The organism is Bacillus sp. KH172YL63 (assembly GCF_011398925.1).
GTDB lineage: Bacteria > Bacillota > Bacilli > Bacillales > Bacillaceae_B > Rossellomorea.
Genome location: NZ_AP022842.1, coordinates 1,841,868 through 1,856,947 on the forward strand (window position 1 = coordinate 1,841,868; position 15,080 = coordinate 1,856,947).

Genomic DNA, 15,080 nt, shown 5'->3' on the forward strand with positions numbered 1-15,080 from the left:
GATTGTATTGGCTAATCGCTGGGGTTTTGCAACAGTCTTGTTAACTTTACATGAAGGGGAGATGGGGTGCAAATAGGGTTCTCTTAATTGAATGGGTGATATGTCAGGGACAACGCTTTATTGGGGAGGAGTGTATTGAAGATAAAGGAAAATCCGAACGGTGATTCGACAGGCTGTGGAAAAGCGAAATCGAATGGGTTCGGATTTTATTATAAATGATGACTTTAGTGGGCAGCTCCCCTAACTGCTGATTTTCACGCGCTTCCACTGTATGGAACCAGTGTCGTTATGAGGATGGCCCCTGCGGCGTAAGGATCTGTATTCGATTTCTAATTCCTGCAGCGTTAATTCGAATAATTGTTTGTCTTCTTTTTTGAATACATTGTGAATGATCAATTTATTGATTAATTCATTTCTTCTGTTTTGAATCGCTTCTTGTAGGATTTTTCCCATGGTATCACTCCTCTGATTTTTTTCCGGAAGGGGAGTTATTAAAAGCCCTCTTCCTATTGGATAAGAAGAAGGCTTGACGGATCTGGACTTCAACTTATCTTTCAAGCATCATGCTTGTGGAATTAGCACAGTGTCCTAGAACCTGTTGCTGAGGTATCATCGGGCCGTTCCCTCTACCTCTCTGGATAAGTGGTATTTGATTATGTATATTATATAGTCAAGTATTCTTAGTTGTCAACTCGGAATTGGAGAGGGGTTTTTGTGTGAGCAGGCATTTGGCTTGAAAGACAGGTATAATTCCCAATTCAGACACAGTTTTTTTTTTCATTGCGGATTAAACATGATACTCTTGATATGTAAATACATATCCAAAATATTGGAGTGAGTGAAATGAAGACAGTGGTTGTCGTAGGTGGAGGAATAACTGGATTAACAGCACTTTATCATCTCCAGAAGAAGGCAAGTGAAAAAGGGTTGAAGGTAAATGCCGTACTGGTCGAAAAAGACTCGGAGCTTGGCGGTAAAATCCGGACGGTGAAGGAAGACGGGTTTATCATGGAAGCAGGTGCGGATTCGATCGTTGCCCGCAATGAAGGTGTCCTTCCTCTTGTGGAGGAGCTGCAGCTGCAGGACGAGCTTGTCTATAATGAAACAGGCACATCATACATATATACGAACAATCAATTACATAAAATTCCGCTGGATACGATTTTCGGTATCCCGATGAGCACAGATTCCCTTTTTGAGAGCACCCTGGTGTCGGAAGAGGGCAAGCGTCAGGCATTGAAGGACCTGGAAGTGAAAAACACTCACTTCACAAAAGACAGCTCGATCGGTGAATTCCTTGAAGCATTTCTGGGGAAAGAGCTGGTAGAGAATCAAGTGGCTCCGGTATTGTCAGGCGTCTATTCAGGAAATTTGAATGAATTAACGCTGTCGACTACGCTGCCGTACCTGCTTGACTATAAGAATGAATATGGAAGTATCATCAGAGGCTTGTCTGAAAACAAACAGAAATTTCAAGGGGCTTCCAACAAAAAGTTCATTTCATTTAAACATGGACTTTCTGCCATCATAGACAGGTTGGAAGAAGTATGTGCAGACGCGTCGATTCATAAAGGGGTGGCTACGAATAAGCTGCAAAAAGTAGGAGATCGATATGAGCTGATTCTTGATGATCAGCAGTGTATCATTGCAGACTACATCATTTTCGCCACGCCACATGATGTCACCCAGAAGATCGTGGAGCATGAAAAATTAAACGTACCATTCAACAATTTGAAAAATTCATCTTTGATTTCAATTTATCTCGGGTTTGATATTCCTGACGGGACACTCCCGGCAGACGGCACCGGATTCATTGTGGCAGACGGGGACGATGTGAAGTGTGATGCCTGTACGTGGACAAGCAGGAAGTGGAAGCATACTTCACGGGAAGGGAATTTGTTGGTAAGGCTTTTTTATAAAAGTTCGAACGCCAATTATTCACACTTATCCGGCCTGAGTGATAGAGAGCTGAAGGAAGCGGCATTGGAAGACATCAGGAGGAGCATCGGAATCGAAGGGGAGCCTGTTTCTGTTGAGATTACTGACTGGAAGGATTTAATGCCCAATTATCATCTTGAGCATGGTCAGTCGGTAAGCCTCTTGGAAAATATTCTTACTGCTGAATTTCCAGGAGTGAAATTAGCCGGTGCTTCCTATTATGGAGTCGGAATCGGTGCGTGTATGAAAAATGGACAGCAGACCGCAGAAGAAATCATAGTGGACATCGAAAGAAGCCTGATCTCGTAAGATCAGGCTTCTTTTCATACAGCAAACATCTGTATAAAAATGGAATAAGGTGTTAAAATGGTGTCGGAGTGGAGATTTTTTACAGGGAGAGATTGAAGCGGATCTTTTCTCCCAAACGACAAGGGGGGGGGAATGAATATGTCCGGACTACCACCTGTTATTGAGCCGATCATGAATGATTATATCTCGCTCGTTCACAACCAACTGCCCGAAGTGCTGGAAGGAATGTATCTACATGGCAGTATTGCCCTTTCGGCGTACGAACATGGATCAAGTGATATCGACTTTATTGCCGTATTGAATCGTCATCTGACACCCAGTGAATTGGTTACCCTTTCTGACATTCATAAAAATGTGGAAAAGGTTCATGTAAAGCCTGAACTGGACGGGGTCTACATCCTTCCTGAGCATATCGGATTGTGCCAAGGGAAAGGAGAGAACATACAGGCTGTTTTCTTTAACGAAGGTGAACTCACAACTGGAGAGTATTTCAACTTTAACCCGGTCACTTGGTACTTGTTTCAAGAAAAGGGGATCGCTGTTTTGGGAGAAGACATTTCCACCTATTATGTAAACGTGTCTATCAATCAGGTTCTTTCCTATGTTCACGACAATATGAATACATACTGGCTCGGCAGGCTCAAATGGCTGGAAGCTTCGGTGGAGGAGGTCAAATCTTTGCCGGCTGAAGTGATCGAAAGCGAATTGGAATGGTCTGTCCTTGGCCTCCTTCGACAATATTATACGATGGAGGAATCAGATATTATTTCCAAGATGGGTGCAGGAGAATATGGGTTGAACCGACTTTCGACCGAATGGCACAGCATTGTGAAGGAAGCGATGAATATCCGGGCAGGCAGGACAAAAAGACATTTCAATTCAAATGAAGAACGGATTACGTTTATGGTCAGGTTTATGAGGTATTTGATTCATCATTGTAACGAGTACACATATGAAAAGAAGGATGGGAATATTTAGCCGCACTGATTGGTGAATTTGGAGCACTGTAAGAGACTTTTCGCCAGTTTCGCTGAAAATGATTCTCTATTGTAAGAGTAAATGTAATCATATTCACTATCTAACCCATACAATTCATCGTATTCCCCGTGACGATGAGAAAAACGATGGATATCTTCTTTATCTTATTTTCTAAAGCACACCAGCCGTTGCTGAATGGTGTTCAGAGTGGCGAGTGAAGCCAAAAAATAGCCTGATAAATGTGGGAGAGGGGAAATGAAAATGAACGGAATATCACTCCTCGCGATACTATTCGCATCTGGAACAGCCATAGCGGCGACTGTATATTTTGCAAATAAAGCCCTCCAACTTCAATTGCACCACAAAAAAGGACTGGGGCAAAACACTGAAGCTGTTACCTGCCCCCATTGTGGTGCCAGTAATAAAAGACAGATGAATGGACAGCATTGTAGAAAGTGCTACAGGGCATTTTAACCAAGAGTGATGGTAGAATCATAGAAAGGAAGTATCGCAGTGAAGATAATCAGGGGGAGAAGAAGCTTTGACTTAAACAGTTTCATGGAAAAACCGTTATTTGCCCATTTATCGACCCATTCGCCGGAGGGTCCAAGGGAATCTCCTGTCTGGTTCTACTGGGACGGTGGAATCATTTGGGTGATTGGTACCCCTTCATCAGACACATTTCCTGATAGGATAAAAGAGTTTCCTTTATGTTCAATCGGGGTGACAGATCTTGATCATACGACCGGAAAAGTGCTGCATGCAGGCTTTAGAGGCCGTGCAACCATTGAGCCTTTTGATGTAAGAATTGCAAAAATGCTGCTTCAACGGTACCTTGGACCAAATGAAGAGAGGTGGGATCCCCGCTTCAAAGGGTTGGGGAATTCCAATATCCTGGTAAGGTTTGTGCCTGATACTGTTGTTGTGCGGGATCAATCCTTCACCCCCAGTTTTAACGGGCAGGCAGCAAAATAAAAAATCTCCCCACAATCTGTTGTGGGGAGGGGTATGTACGATTAGTTCCCGAACCAGCCTTTGTGAGCCTGAATCAGGTCGTCATGGTCTTGATCCCAATAGTCGATCTGGTAGGAGTAGTCATAGTTCATGATGCATTCAATGCCACTGCCTTGCGGGTCATGTCCTAAACCATAATTATGGGAGAATTCATGCTGAGCTGCATGCCAGGTATTTTCTGCACCCTGGTCCAAATTCACGCTCATGGCACTGCCATTCGGTGAAGAAGGATACACGTATGCGATGCCACCGGAATTAAAGTTTACATCCCGTGTGAAGCCAACGACAAAATCAAATCCTTGCCCGTTCCAATCCTTATCAAGGTCCTGCAGGATTTCTGAAGCATTGTTTCCTTCTGATCCCCATTCACCAAATGCCGAAATCTCAAAGTCTATTCCGTGATCACGTATGAAAGCATCATCTGCTTTTTCAACGATATCTTGAGTCAATGTTTGCCAATCCGGGTGGGCTGAGCGGTATTCTTCATCTGCCGCGATTAAAACCGTGACCGTCCGGGATGCAGAAGCAGATGCATCATCCGTGTTGTCCGTCCCCGATCCGGAGCCCCAATCGAACAATCCGAATAATTCCTCAGAATCTTTCTGCTTATCTTTCTTGTTTTCTTTTGATTTCTCGATTCTTTTTTCATGCTTCTTTTGCCCTTTTTCATTCAGGATGTCAGCTACCGTCTGTTTCTCAACGTGAGATGGGCTTTCAAAATGCTGCTTCCCTGATTTTTCAGCCTTTGGGAGAGCATGTCCCAGTTCCACGGCATTTCCTTGAGAATCAATAGTCGAAGACACCGTTTCAGCATTTGTCCACGATGGCAGAACAGTTAATGAGATAGCAAGAGATAAAGATAGTAGTCCTTTTGTTTTCAATGAATACTCCTCCAAAAAATCGATTACCTGCGCAGGCATCTATAAAACTATCATAGTATAATAATTTCCGCCGGAGGGAAAAAGTCTCATTTTTTACAAAGAACTAGAGAAATAGGCTCATTTTCTGTAAAAGTATTGTTAAGTTAACGTAAAAAACGAAAAATGAAGGGAAAGCGCCCAGGTAATCAGGCTCGTATTTCATGTTCTACAATTATTACATCAAACGATAAGCGGACAAGCATTCCCTATGGTTGAAGACATTTGTATCAGACACCCTCAATGATGTTATTGATCACTCGCTGGGTTATGATGAAAGGAAGTCATGTCAGAATGGAAGGTGGCACTGCTGATGAAAGCTGGATGGGAACGTACAAACAATCAGATCATACCCCCGGTTTCTGCGATTGAGGAAATGCTCTACCCCTTTATAAAGAAAGGTTCAATTACTCATCATGAAGTATTAGCCGGGGGATTGAACAATACCAACATAAAAATCGTCACCGGCAATGGGCAATGTGTTCTTCGGATATTCAGCAATCATATAAAAGGGATAAAGACAGAAAAAGAAGTTTTGAACTTGTTGGCAGGGATGATTCCTGTGCCTGAAGTTCTATTCAGCGATTTTTCGTGTGGGAAATTTCCCTATCCTTTTATATTGCTGAGCTGGAAAAATGGACGTCCATTATCTGAAGTCCTCCAAGGGGGGGATGAAGACCGCCCGGACAAGGCTGCTGCTCTTGTTGGAGGATTGCTCGCAAGCATACATTCTATCACATTCCCCCAATCTGGACTTTTCACTGAGCAATTGGTGATAGGAGAGCAATTCCGTTTGAATCCTGATACTTATATGGATATGATCAGAGGCAGTCTAGTTGAAGGATTCGGGAAGAAACACCTCGGCCCCGCCTTGAGCATGCGAATATGTACGTATGCAGAGGATCACGCCCATTTGATGGTTGATCTCGGTGAACAGAATTCATTGATTCACAGTGACTTCAACCCGCTAAACATTTTAGTGGATGAAGACGGCAGCGATATCTCGATTTCAGCTATTCTGGACTGGGAATACGCATTCAGTGGAACGCCGTTGATCGATATTGGCAATATGCTGAGGTATGAGGGAGTGTCAACAAGCGGATTGGAAGACCCATTCATTGAAAGCTACTTGAATCATGGAGGGAGCTTGCCTGATCAGTGGCTTCTGAAATCGAAATTAGTGGATCTTCTAGCACTTTGCGATTTAGCCAACCGAAAAGAATGCGGAGAGGTCAGGATCAGGGACATCAGGAGGCTGATTTCTCTTACTTTAGAGAAGTGGGGAAATGACTGATTGAACAGAAGCCTGAAGCGAATAAAAAAAGAAAAGGATGATGTTACCTCATGAACACCGATATCGAAGAAGTAACCGACAATTGGTACCAAGTGTATGAGCAATTTGATTGGATGAATCTATTATTCTTCCTGTTTTATGTGTTGCTCATATTCGCTGCCAGGTTATTTATTTTATCTATAACAAAAAGAATGAAAAACAGTGACAATAAGTTTTTATTTCAAATGGATTCGCTCGTACGCTATATCCTGAATTGGGTGACGACATATGGGATTTTACTTTTTATGCTGTTTTACTTTTCAAGTTCCTCGTGGATGTTCCGGGAAATCGTCTCGGTAGGGAATGTGAAAGTGACCTTCTTTTTACTCGTCATCGCCGTCCTGATCATTTCGATTGCCAACCGTTCTTCTAATATCATGACAAAATATTTACTTCCTAACATCTATCAACGCTATAACCTGGACAGGGGGCTGCAATTCACGTTCGATAAGATCTTTCATTATAGTGTGATGGTTCTGGCCATCTTCATCAGTTTGACAACAGTCGGGATCGACCTTAGTGCACTGACAGTCTTCGCAGGAATCATCGGGGTGGGGATTGGATTCGGCTTGCAGAATATTGCATCCAATTTCATCTCGGGGATCATTCTGTTATTCGAACGCCCGATAAAAGTAGGGGACCGGGTGATTGTCAATGATGTAATTGGAGATGTTGAAAAGATCAATATGCGGGCAACCATCATCAAGACTTTGGATAATGAACATATCATCGTGCCAAATTCGTACTTCCTGGAAGAGCAGGTGGTCAACCGCTCCTACTCCGATCCCCGGCTCCGACTTGTCATTCCTGTCGGAGTGGCTTATGGAAGTGACGTTGAACAGGTAAGGGACATTCTGTTGAGCGTGGCGCAGGAAGAGGAGAAAGCGTCTGAATCTGTACTTGTTGAGCCTGCACCTTTTGTCAATTTTGTAGGTTTCGGCAGTTCCTCGTTGGATTTCGAGCTCTTTGTGTGGATCAGCAACCCTGATAAAGTCATTCTAATCAAAAGCAATCTCCATTTCCGGATATATAAGGCCCTTAATGACAAGGGAATTGAAATACCATTCCCGCAGCAGGACCTGCATGTGCGCAGTGTAGATAAAGAAGTGATAGGCATGATGAAAGGTCAATAGTGGTACTTGGTAAATTGCTTTGACTCTGCTATAAACTATACAAAGTCTTTTGGATCCTTAGGGATTCCCTTGTGTAAATATGGGTATAGCATACTCATAGACATTTAAAAAGGGGGAATCAGCTTGAAGCAAGCCATGCTGATTATCAATCCATCTTCAGGAAAAGAGAAGGCAGAGAATTATCGCGACTACGCACTTCAGGTGATGAAAGAACTTGGATATGACACGGAACTGCGCATCACGAAAGGGGAAGGGGATGCTTTGCTTTTTGCAAAGGAAGCGTGTGAGAGGAAATTCGACTGGGTAGCCGCTATGGGAGGGGACGGGACAATCAATGAAGCCATCAACGGACTCGCTGAACAGGAACACCGCCCCCGCTTCGGTCTCATTCCTCTGGGAACGGTCAATGACTTTGCAAGAGCCCTCCATATCCCCATGGACCCTCATGAGGCCATTGATATATTTAAGCAACAGCATATTCAGAAAACAGATGTTGGAAAAATCAATGATTCCTATTTTATGAACATCGTCGCAGTCGGTGCTCTTGCTGAAGCGTCCTTTTCAACACCGGTTGAGCAAAAATCCAAGCTGGGACCACTCGCATACATTGTGGAGGGCATAAAAAAAATGAAGGAAAAGCAGCCATTTCCATTGTTGGTGAAATCGGATCATCAATGGGAGGGCGATGCGCTTCTTATGCTGATTGCCTTGACCAATTCGGTAGGCGGCATGGAAACAATCGCTCCGAATGCCAAAGTCAATGACGGCATGCTTCACGTCTTTATTATCAAAGATATCCCGTTACCCCAATTTCTCATGCTCGTGCCCAAAGTGTTGTCTGGGGAATTAGCTGACAGTGAACACGTCCACCATATGAAGGTCGGGAAGCTGAAGGCTGCTTCTGAATATGACATGGTTTCGAATGTTGACGGTGATGAAGGGCATGAGCTTCCGATCATTGTGGAAAATCTGCAGCAGCATATAGAGATCTTTGTCCCGAAGAAATGAGGATATAGCCGATAAAAATGCAGACTCTTTTTTACTGTTCATCGTACTGTGTATAGTATTTCATTCAGAAGTATGTTACGATTGCTTCTTACAGCAAATAAAGGACGTGAACTTTTTTGATTAACATTCAAATCCCACAAGCGGATATTTCCATAACGGAACGCAAACAAGCAAGAAACGCAGAAGAGCCAAAAATCAAAAGCATCGAAGGCTTCATCGATCTTCATGAAATCCCGAGAGACAAAGGCGGCATCATCACATTTTATAATATCCATGATGAGCTTCTGTTTGTAGGAAAAGCACGTAAATTAAGACAAAGAGTGAAAAAGCATCTTGAAGATTCTGTTTCACCACTTCGCAACCATAGAGACGAAGTTTATCGTATTGATGTTGCCATTGTAGAAGATGCTATGGACCGTGAAATTTACGAAACTTATATGATTAATAAACTTCAAGCGAAGTACAATGTAGATAAGGTCTTTTTTCAATAATTAAGGAAGATGCCATCCCCCTTTTTGCGGGGATGGCATCTTTTTATTTGGCATTAATTGTTGTGAGGATGCAAACAATCTTTTCGAAAATAGGTTTTTGTGTGCCTGTATTTATCTCCCCAAACCTTCTGGAGAATTCCACGATAACAATTGGTTCTCCCTGACTCCAAAGTAACTAGTGCCAGTCCGGTCTTCCACTCCGTAAGAAACACTGCTCCCTTGAGACTGCCAGCGGATATGAATCGAAGTGATCGCGGCACGCCTTTTTAACCCTGCAACTTCGATGAAGACGGATTCCTTCAACTGAAAACATGTTGAGTAATAGAGCTCTTCCCTTTTATTAAAAGAAAGGACGTGGTGGTCGCTTAGATTGACAAATAATGTATCACCATGTGTCACTTGATACAGAAGTTCGTGCTTATGATCATATATATGATAATCAATTTGGGTCAGCTGGCCCTTTTCGGCCAATTCGATCCCGGGCAGCTCTTCGCTTTCCTGAAGGCTATGTAATTTGACTGCAGAAATCACGCCGTTCATTATCATTCCTCCCTTGATTTAAAATGGATGTTTTATATAAATCTATTAATATAAGAGGGAGATAGAACCAAAAGGCATTGGGCGCATAACAGTGAGTGGAAATGACGCCCACCGGAAAGGTTCATATATAAAGAAGTGTGAAGGGGTGTTAAAATAAGGAGTATCGGAAGCGGTTTCAAGCATATGGCCTCATCGACACGATCATATGCTTGCATGAAATTGCTGGAGAAAACGGGGGTATGACAGAATGGAAGAAACGAAAACATTTCACATTCGAGAGGTGAAAAGGGAGGACGCCCAGGCGATTTTACACATTCATCGGGAAGTACTTTCGGAAAACAATTATTTTATATCGGTGTTGGAAGAATTCGGGAGAACCGATGAGGAACAAATTGACTGGGTTCAAGGGATTCTGGCCAATGAACGGGAAACGTTGCTAGTGGCCGAAATGAATAACCGGATTGTGGGATGGCTTGTATTCAAGTCTCAGGAACGCAGGAGGCTGATGCATACCGGAAGCTTCGGGGTCATGATTCAACGTGACTTTAGAGGTAGAGGGATCGGCCGTGAATTGATAATGGAGCTGCTGGACTGGGCTGAAAAAAATCCTCTTCTTGAAAAGATCAGCCTTGGTGTGTTCTCGACAAATGAAAGGGCCATCTCACTGTACAAACAATTAGGGTTTCAGGAAGAAGGCCGAAAAGTAAAAGAGTTTAAATTCGGAGAAAATGAATATGTTGATGATATCTTAATGTATAAATTGGTATGACCTTTTAGAAGGTACAGGTGAGCATAGAAGTCATTAGAAAGGACTGGATCATGAATATACATGTGAAACGACTGATGGAACCGGAAACGGAAGTGTTGGCTGCATTGAATCGTTGGGACAATGATCCTGCCATCGTCCACTTCATCCGCCCAAGCAAAAATAAAGATGAATTGGAATGCCGAAGGGAAATGACATGGGAAGGGTTGGAAGAACGCTTGGGGGTGCAGCCTGTTTTTCTCATTTATTTGGATGGGACACTGGTGGGGGAAATGAATTATATGATCGACCCGGGGCATTTATTCAATAAAACACCGGGTACTGCCTGGATCGGAATCACAATCGGGGAAAGAGAAGCAAGGGGTAAGGGTGTTGGCTATCAGGCGATGAAATACCTGGAAAAGGAGATACACAAACAGGGGCTGAAACGGATTGAATTAGGAGTCTTCGCCTTCAATGAACATGCTCAACATCTATATAAACAACTTGGTTATAAAGAAATTGGCAGGGTTCCGGATTTTACCTTTTGGAACGGGAAGATGTGGGATGATATACGGATGGAAAAGTATGTTGTGGTAGATCTATGAATGATCATGTGAAACTTAATCCGGTAGACCCCGAAAGAGTAAAAGATTATATGCCTTTGTTGCTCATGGCGGATGAAAGTGAAGAAATCATCATGGAGTATCTTTATGATGGGGAAGTGTACGCGGTGGAAAGTGAAGGTCATACCGTGGGAGTGTTGATCATGACCGATGTATCTTCTCGTGTTGTTGAAGTCAGAAACATGGCGGTGGCCCCTGCTTATCGGGGGAGGGGTATCGGAAAAATGGTTTTGGATCAAATCACTTCACTTTACTCCGGCAAAGGAAAGCGGAAAATCATCGTAGGGACTGCCAATTCCAGCATAGCCAATCTGGCATTCTATCAAAAAGCCGGTTTTCGCTTGACCTGCGTAAAGAAAGACTTTTTCAAGCGGTATCCCGATCCGATTTATGAAAATGGTATCAGGGCGTTGGATATGGTGATGATGGAAAAAGAATTATAAATTCGCGTGTAATATAAAAGTAATAATTGTAATGTATTTGAAGATCCCTTCCATCTCTTCAGCTTTTATGGTTTGTTTAGATGACTCAATGTGCGGTTTTATAGAAATGTATAGGATTGTATATGGAGTTCACTAAAAGGCGACAGAAGGGAATCTGACTCCTTCTGGGGGTATGTTAGAGGCTTCATTAAGGGTTGGATGGGAAGTGAAATAACACAACTGTAAAATCGTGGTAACCTTCTCTTTGCTGTCATAAAGTAGAATGGATATATAGTCAGAAGGAGGGAACATGATGCAAGAAAACATTGATGAACAAGATGATTTATTAAGGATGCTGGACTCTTTTTTACGGCAACCTGCCCCGTTTTGGGATGAATTTTTCTCTGACCGGGACAAACCGGTGCCGATCTTTATGAATGCGCCTGATGAAAACCTTGTGTCTTATGTGGAAAAGGGCCTGGTATCGAAGGGGAAGGTGCTGGATGTTGGCTGTGGACCCGGGAGGAACGCACTTTATCTCGCTGAAATGGGATTCGAGGTGGATGCTGTCGATGCTTCAAAGGTGTCGCTGAACTGGGCAAGTGAAAGGGCCGAGGAGAAAAATCTCTCAATCAATTTTTTGCACCAAAATATATTTGATGCCCCCTTTGAAACCGCCACATACGATTTCATTTATGATTCTGGCTGTTTTCATCATATTGCCCCTCATAGAAGAATGAGTTACATAGAAATGGTAGAGGCTTCCCTGAAAATCGGAGGATCCTTTGGGATCACGTGCTTCCTGCCGGGAGGTAAGCTTGGCGGCGCCGATATATCCGATTGGGAAGTGTACAGGAACGGTTCATTGTCCGGTGGCCTGGGCTATTCTAAAGAAAGGCTTATCAGCATTTTTCACATGTTGGAGCCGGTTGAAGTGAGGACGATGAAGGATCAGGGTGATTCTGATAAGTTGTTTGGGGTCTCTGAATTACTGACAGCCCTCTTTGTCAAGAAATAGAGTGATATAAAAATGTGCCCGTCATGCAGGAATGACGGGCACATTTTTTATAAGCGAAACTGAGACAAAAATCGAAGAAACCCTTTCTGTGCCTGATGCTGATATTTGGTGATGGCGAATGTTTTTGCTTCCGGCAAAGGGAAAGCAGAAGTTTCTACCTCTAGTAATCTTCCTTCTAACAGTTCCCTCCGGACCGTGCCTGCCGGTAGATAGGAAACCCCTAACCCTTCTGCAATGAACCGTTTTGTAATGTGTGTCTGTGAGACTTTCATCATTTTGCTGTAAGGATATACCCGCTGAATGTTCCTCGCCAGTTCATCCCAGTAGGCTGGATGATTATGGGTGAATACATGATAGGCTGCAAGCAGTTCTTCTTCTTCCAGTGGATAGGCAGATTCGAAATCACGGCCATCGTGGGGTGCTACAAGGACAACTTTATCCGTGTATAACACAGTCGCTTCGAGTTCCTTGCTGTAGCAAGGGAGACAGGAGAGGCCGATATCGGCTTTTTCGTACAGAACGGCATTTTCAATTTGTTCTGACTCGATGATGTCAATCGAGATCTCGACCTCCGGGTGAATTTCTACATATTTCCTCAATACAAAAGGCAGCACATTATCAGCAATGAGCGGTGAGACGGCAATGTTCAACTTTGTTGTATATCCTTGTTGAAAGGACCGAAGTGTGGTGAGCCCGTCCTCATACATCTCCAGTAATTTTCGGGCATGGGTTACATAGGATCTGCCGGCCTCCGTTAATTTGATTTTCTTTCCGGTACGTTCAAATAAAGTGACTCCCAATTCTTTTTCTAATGTTTTGATGTGAACGGTCACCGTAGGCTGTGAGATATACAAGCGTTCAGCAGCTTTTCCAAAATGGTTCAATTCAGCTGCAGTGAGAAAAGTCTTCAACACATTCAGGTCCATCGGGCGCCCTCCTTTATTAAAAATCTTAATCGAAGTATTTAAAAACATTTAATATTCTTAATTATAAAATCATTATACAATATTTTTAGGAAAGAAGAAGGGGATGGTAGGGATGTTCAGCAAAGGATTGAAAGGAATTGTAGCGGCACAAACGTCGATCAGCGAGGTGAACGGAGAAGAAGGAGTGCTCATTTATCGGGGATTTGAGGTCGGGGACTTGATCCATCGGTCATTTGAAGAGATTGCGTTCTTAATATGGATGGGACGCTTACCCGATAAGCGTGAAGCGGAAAATATCACAGGAGAAATGAAGGCCCTTCGATCGCTGTCTCCTGTTATGGAGAAGGTGCTTTCTTCGCTGCCTGCTGACATGGATATGATGAGCGTGATCAGGACTGTCATATCTGCCGAAGGGGATGAGCGTTATAACTGGAAGCCGTCCATCGAACAGGCGGTGAGATTGACGGCGGTGCTTCCTGCAATCATTGCCGGCAGGTACCATATGTTAAATGGGACAGATATGGACGAACCAGATCCGGATTTGTCTCATGTTGCAAATTATTTATTCATGCTGACAGGAAGGCGGCCTTCAAGAACCGTTGTTGATGCATTGGAAACGTATATGATTCTGACGATGGAACACGGCATGAATGCCTCTGCATTCTCGGCAAGAGTGACAGCTTCGACAGAGTCAGACATGGTGTCAGCGATTACATCTGCCATCGGAACAATGAAAGGACCACTTCACGGGGGAGCGCCATCTGCCGTCATTGAACTGCTGGAGGAAATCGGTACCCCGGATCAAGCCGAACATGTCCTGAGAAGAAAACTTCTTCAAGGGGAGAAGCTGATGGGCTTTGGCCACCGGGTGTATAAGACACATGATCCGCGGGCAGCGGCACTCCGAAACAAGCTCTCGACGTCCATAGGGGGAGATCAATCCCTTGATTTAGCCTTGATTGTAGAGGAGACAGGTATTGAATTGTTAAAGGAATTCAAACCAGGAAGATCTCTTTACACGAATGTAGAATTTTATGCAGCAGCCATCATGAAGTCCATTCAGCTTGAAACCTCACTCTTTACACCGACCTTCACCGCAAGCCGGATCGTCGGGTGGACTGCCCATGTGCTAGAACAGGCTGAGGATAATACGATATACAGACCTCAATCAGAATATGTGGGACAACAAAGAAAAAGTGCATTTAAAGAGTAATGATGTAAGCGCTATCTTCTGAAGTGCTATAATAAAACCATATTGGCAAGGGAGTGATTCAGCATGATCAGTAAAGTAGGGCAAATCATGTTATATGTAAAAGACCAGGACAAAGCGGTGGCGTTCTGGCGGGACAAACTCGGGTTTGCCGTTGTGAGAGAAGTGAGCAATCAGGGGATGAGATGGATTGAAATCGCTCCGTCGGAAAAAGCAGAAACAACGATTGTTCTTCATGACAAAGAACTGATTTCGCAATTGGAGCCGGAATTAAACCTCGGTACCCCCTCGCTTATGATGTTTTCCGACAACCTTGAGGCGCTTCACTCCCGCCTGCATGCTGAACACATCACCGTAGGGGAGATGGTAGACATGCCTGGGGGTAAAGTATTTAACTTTGCAGACAGCGAAGGAAATTATTTTGCGGTGATGGAAAACGTAAGGGTTAAATAGAAAAAAGCCGAAGATGATG

At 43.6% G+C, this 15,080-nt stretch carries 17 protein-coding genes and 1 riboswitch; of the genes, 13 read left to right on the forward strand and 4 right to left on the reverse strand.

What is annotated here, in order from left to right; all coding sequences use genetic code 11:
* Positions 1-240: 240 nt before the first annotated feature.
* The gene (locus tag KH172YL63_RS09125; RefSeq protein WP_173105808.1) at positions 241-453 is read right to left on the reverse strand and encodes a Fur-regulated basic protein FbpA; all 213 of its coding nucleotides are present in this window, start codon (positions 451-453) and stop codon (positions 241-243) included.
* A gap of 91 nt (positions 454-544) precedes the next feature.
* A riboswitch (SAM riboswitch) is annotated at positions 545-645 on the reverse strand.
* 198 nt (positions 646-843) lie between these two features.
* On the opposite strand from KH172YL63_RS09125, the gene KH172YL63_RS09130 reads away from it, so the two are divergent.
* The 3 genes from KH172YL63_RS09130 (at position 844) to KH172YL63_RS09140 (ending at position 4,200) form a co-directional block, all read left to right on the forward strand.
* On the forward strand, positions 844-2,247 hold the full coding sequence (locus KH172YL63_RS09130) for a protoporphyrinogen oxidase (protein WP_173105809.1): 1,404 nt from the start codon (positions 844-846) through the stop codon (positions 2,245-2,247).
* Positions 2,248-2,385: 138 nt separating this feature from the next.
* Positions 2,386-3,225: an aminoglycoside adenylyltransferase domain-containing protein gene (locus tag KH172YL63_RS09135; RefSeq protein ID WP_173105810.1), complete on the forward strand. Its 840-nt coding sequence runs from the start codon at positions 2,386-2,388 to the stop codon at positions 3,223-3,225.
* Positions 3,226-3,738: 513 nt separating this feature from the next.
* Positions 3,739-4,200, forward strand: coding sequence for a pyridoxamine 5'-phosphate oxidase family protein (locus tag KH172YL63_RS09140; RefSeq protein ID WP_232066159.1), 462 nt, complete (start codon positions 3,739-3,741; stop codon positions 4,198-4,200).
* A 41-nt stretch (positions 4,201-4,241) separates the two neighbouring features.
* Here KH172YL63_RS09140 and KH172YL63_RS09145 read toward each other — a convergent pair whose 3' ends face one another.
* Positions 4,242-5,120, reverse strand: coding sequence for a zinc-dependent metalloprotease (locus KH172YL63_RS09145; RefSeq protein ID WP_232066160.1), 879 nt, complete (start codon positions 5,118-5,120; stop codon positions 4,242-4,244).
* A gap of 349 nt (positions 5,121-5,469) precedes the next feature.
* On the opposite strand from KH172YL63_RS09145, the gene KH172YL63_RS09150 reads away from it, so the two are divergent.
* From KH172YL63_RS09150 to KH172YL63_RS09165, 4 genes are all read left to right on the forward strand, one after another.
* Positions 5,470-6,450: a phosphotransferase family protein gene (locus KH172YL63_RS09150; protein WP_173105812.1), complete on the forward strand. Its 981-nt coding sequence runs from the start codon at positions 5,470-5,472 to the stop codon at positions 6,448-6,450.
* Between the two features lie 50 nt (positions 6,451-6,500).
* Positions 6,501-7,622, forward strand: a complete 1,122-nt coding sequence (locus KH172YL63_RS09155; RefSeq protein WP_173105813.1) for a mechanosensitive ion channel family protein — start codon at positions 6,501-6,503, stop codon at positions 7,620-7,622.
* 123 nt (positions 7,623-7,745) lie between these two features.
* Positions 7,746-8,630, forward strand: coding sequence for a YegS/Rv2252/BmrU family lipid kinase (locus tag KH172YL63_RS09160; RefSeq protein WP_173105814.1), 885 nt, complete (start codon positions 7,746-7,748; stop codon positions 8,628-8,630).
* 116 nt (positions 8,631-8,746) lie between these two features.
* The gene (locus tag KH172YL63_RS09165) at positions 8,747-9,121 is read left to right on the forward strand and encodes a nucleotide excision repair endonuclease (protein ID WP_173105815.1); all 375 of its coding nucleotides are present in this window, start codon (positions 8,747-8,749) and stop codon (positions 9,119-9,121) included.
* Between the two features lie 111 nt (positions 9,122-9,232).
* Here KH172YL63_RS09165 and KH172YL63_RS09170 read toward each other — a convergent pair whose 3' ends face one another.
* On the reverse strand, positions 9,233-9,661 hold the full coding sequence (locus KH172YL63_RS09170; protein ID WP_173105816.1) for a hypothetical protein: 429 nt from the start codon (positions 9,659-9,661) through the stop codon (positions 9,233-9,235).
* A gap of 247 nt (positions 9,662-9,908) precedes the next feature.
* On the opposite strand from KH172YL63_RS09170, the gene KH172YL63_RS09175 reads away from it, so the two are divergent.
* From KH172YL63_RS09175 to KH172YL63_RS09190, 4 genes are all read left to right on the forward strand, one after another.
* Entirely contained in the window at positions 9,909-10,430 is a 522-nt protein-coding gene (locus KH172YL63_RS09175) for a GNAT family N-acetyltransferase (protein WP_173105817.1), read from the forward strand.
* A 17-nt stretch (positions 10,431-10,447) separates the two neighbouring features.
* Positions 10,448-11,014 (forward strand): GNAT family N-acetyltransferase, encoded by a 567-nt coding sequence (locus tag KH172YL63_RS09180; protein WP_332066939.1) that lies wholly within the window; start codon positions 10,448-10,450, stop codon positions 11,012-11,014.
* Positions 11,011-11,475, forward strand: coding sequence for a GNAT family N-acetyltransferase (locus tag KH172YL63_RS09185; RefSeq protein WP_173105818.1), 465 nt, complete (start codon positions 11,011-11,013; stop codon positions 11,473-11,475). The genes KH172YL63_RS09180 and KH172YL63_RS09185 overlap by 4 nt, the downstream gene beginning before the upstream one ends.
* Positions 11,476-11,767: 292 nt before the next feature.
* On the forward strand, positions 11,768-12,472 hold the full coding sequence (locus KH172YL63_RS09190; protein ID WP_173105819.1) for a class I SAM-dependent methyltransferase: 705 nt from the start codon (positions 11,768-11,770) through the stop codon (positions 12,470-12,472).
* Positions 12,473-12,519: 47 nt separating this feature from the next.
* On the opposite strand, the gene KH172YL63_RS09195 is transcribed toward KH172YL63_RS09190, so the two are convergent.
* On the reverse strand, positions 12,520-13,398 hold the full coding sequence (locus tag KH172YL63_RS09195; RefSeq protein WP_173105820.1) for a LysR family transcriptional regulator: 879 nt from the start codon (positions 13,396-13,398) through the stop codon (positions 12,520-12,522).
* 112 nt (positions 13,399-13,510) lie between these two features.
* Between KH172YL63_RS09195 and KH172YL63_RS09200 the strand changes: the two genes are divergently transcribed.
* Both KH172YL63_RS09200 and KH172YL63_RS09205 read left to right on the forward strand, forming a co-directional pair.
* Positions 13,511-14,611 carry a citrate synthase/methylcitrate synthase gene (locus KH172YL63_RS09200; protein WP_173105821.1) on the forward strand — a complete coding sequence of 367 codons (1,101 nt, stop codon included), beginning with the start codon at positions 13,511-13,513 and terminating at the stop codon, positions 14,609-14,611.
* A gap of 63 nt (positions 14,612-14,674) precedes the next feature.
* Positions 14,675-15,061 (forward strand): VOC family protein, encoded by a 387-nt coding sequence (locus KH172YL63_RS09205; RefSeq protein WP_173105822.1) that lies wholly within the window; start codon positions 14,675-14,677, stop codon positions 15,059-15,061.
* Positions 15,062-15,080 lie beyond the last annotated feature (19 nt).

Coding starts and splice junctions, on each gene's coding strand:
- KH172YL63_RS09125 (WP_173105808.1), bottom strand. CDS start 453: ATGGGAAAAATCCTACAAGAAGCGATTCAAAACAGAAGAAATGAATTA.
- KH172YL63_RS09130 (WP_173105809.1), top strand. CDS start 844: ATGAAGACAGTGGTTGTCGTAGGTGGAGGAATAACTGGATTAACAGCA.
- KH172YL63_RS09135 (WP_173105810.1), top strand. CDS start 2,386: ATGTCCGGACTACCACCTGTTATTGAGCCGATCATGAATGATTATATC.
- KH172YL63_RS09150 (WP_173105812.1), top strand. CDS start 5,470: ATGAAAGCTGGATGGGAACGTACAAACAATCAGATCATACCCCCGGTT.
- KH172YL63_RS09155 (WP_173105813.1), top strand. CDS start 6,501: ATGAACACCGATATCGAAGAAGTAACCGACAATTGGTACCAAGTGTAT.
- KH172YL63_RS09170 (WP_173105816.1), bottom strand. CDS start 9,661: ATGAACGGCGTGATTTCTGCAGTCAAATTACATAGCCTTCAGGAAAGC.
- KH172YL63_RS09175 (WP_173105817.1), top strand. CDS start 9,909: ATGGAAGAAACGAAAACATTTCACATTCGAGAGGTGAAAAGGGAGGAC.
- KH172YL63_RS09185 (WP_173105818.1), top strand. CDS start 11,011: ATGAATGATCATGTGAAACTTAATCCGGTAGACCCCGAAAGAGTAAAA.
- KH172YL63_RS09190 (WP_173105819.1), top strand. CDS start 11,768: ATGCAAGAAAACATTGATGAACAAGATGATTTATTAAGGATGCTGGAC.
- KH172YL63_RS09195 (WP_173105820.1), bottom strand. CDS start 13,398: ATGGACCTGAATGTGTTGAAGACTTTTCTCACTGCAGCTGAATTGAAC.
- KH172YL63_RS09200 (WP_173105821.1), top strand. CDS start 13,511: ATGTTCAGCAAAGGATTGAAAGGAATTGTAGCGGCACAAACGTCGATC.
- KH172YL63_RS09205 (WP_173105822.1), top strand. CDS start 14,675: ATGATCAGTAAAGTAGGGCAAATCATGTTATATGTAAAAGACCAGGAC.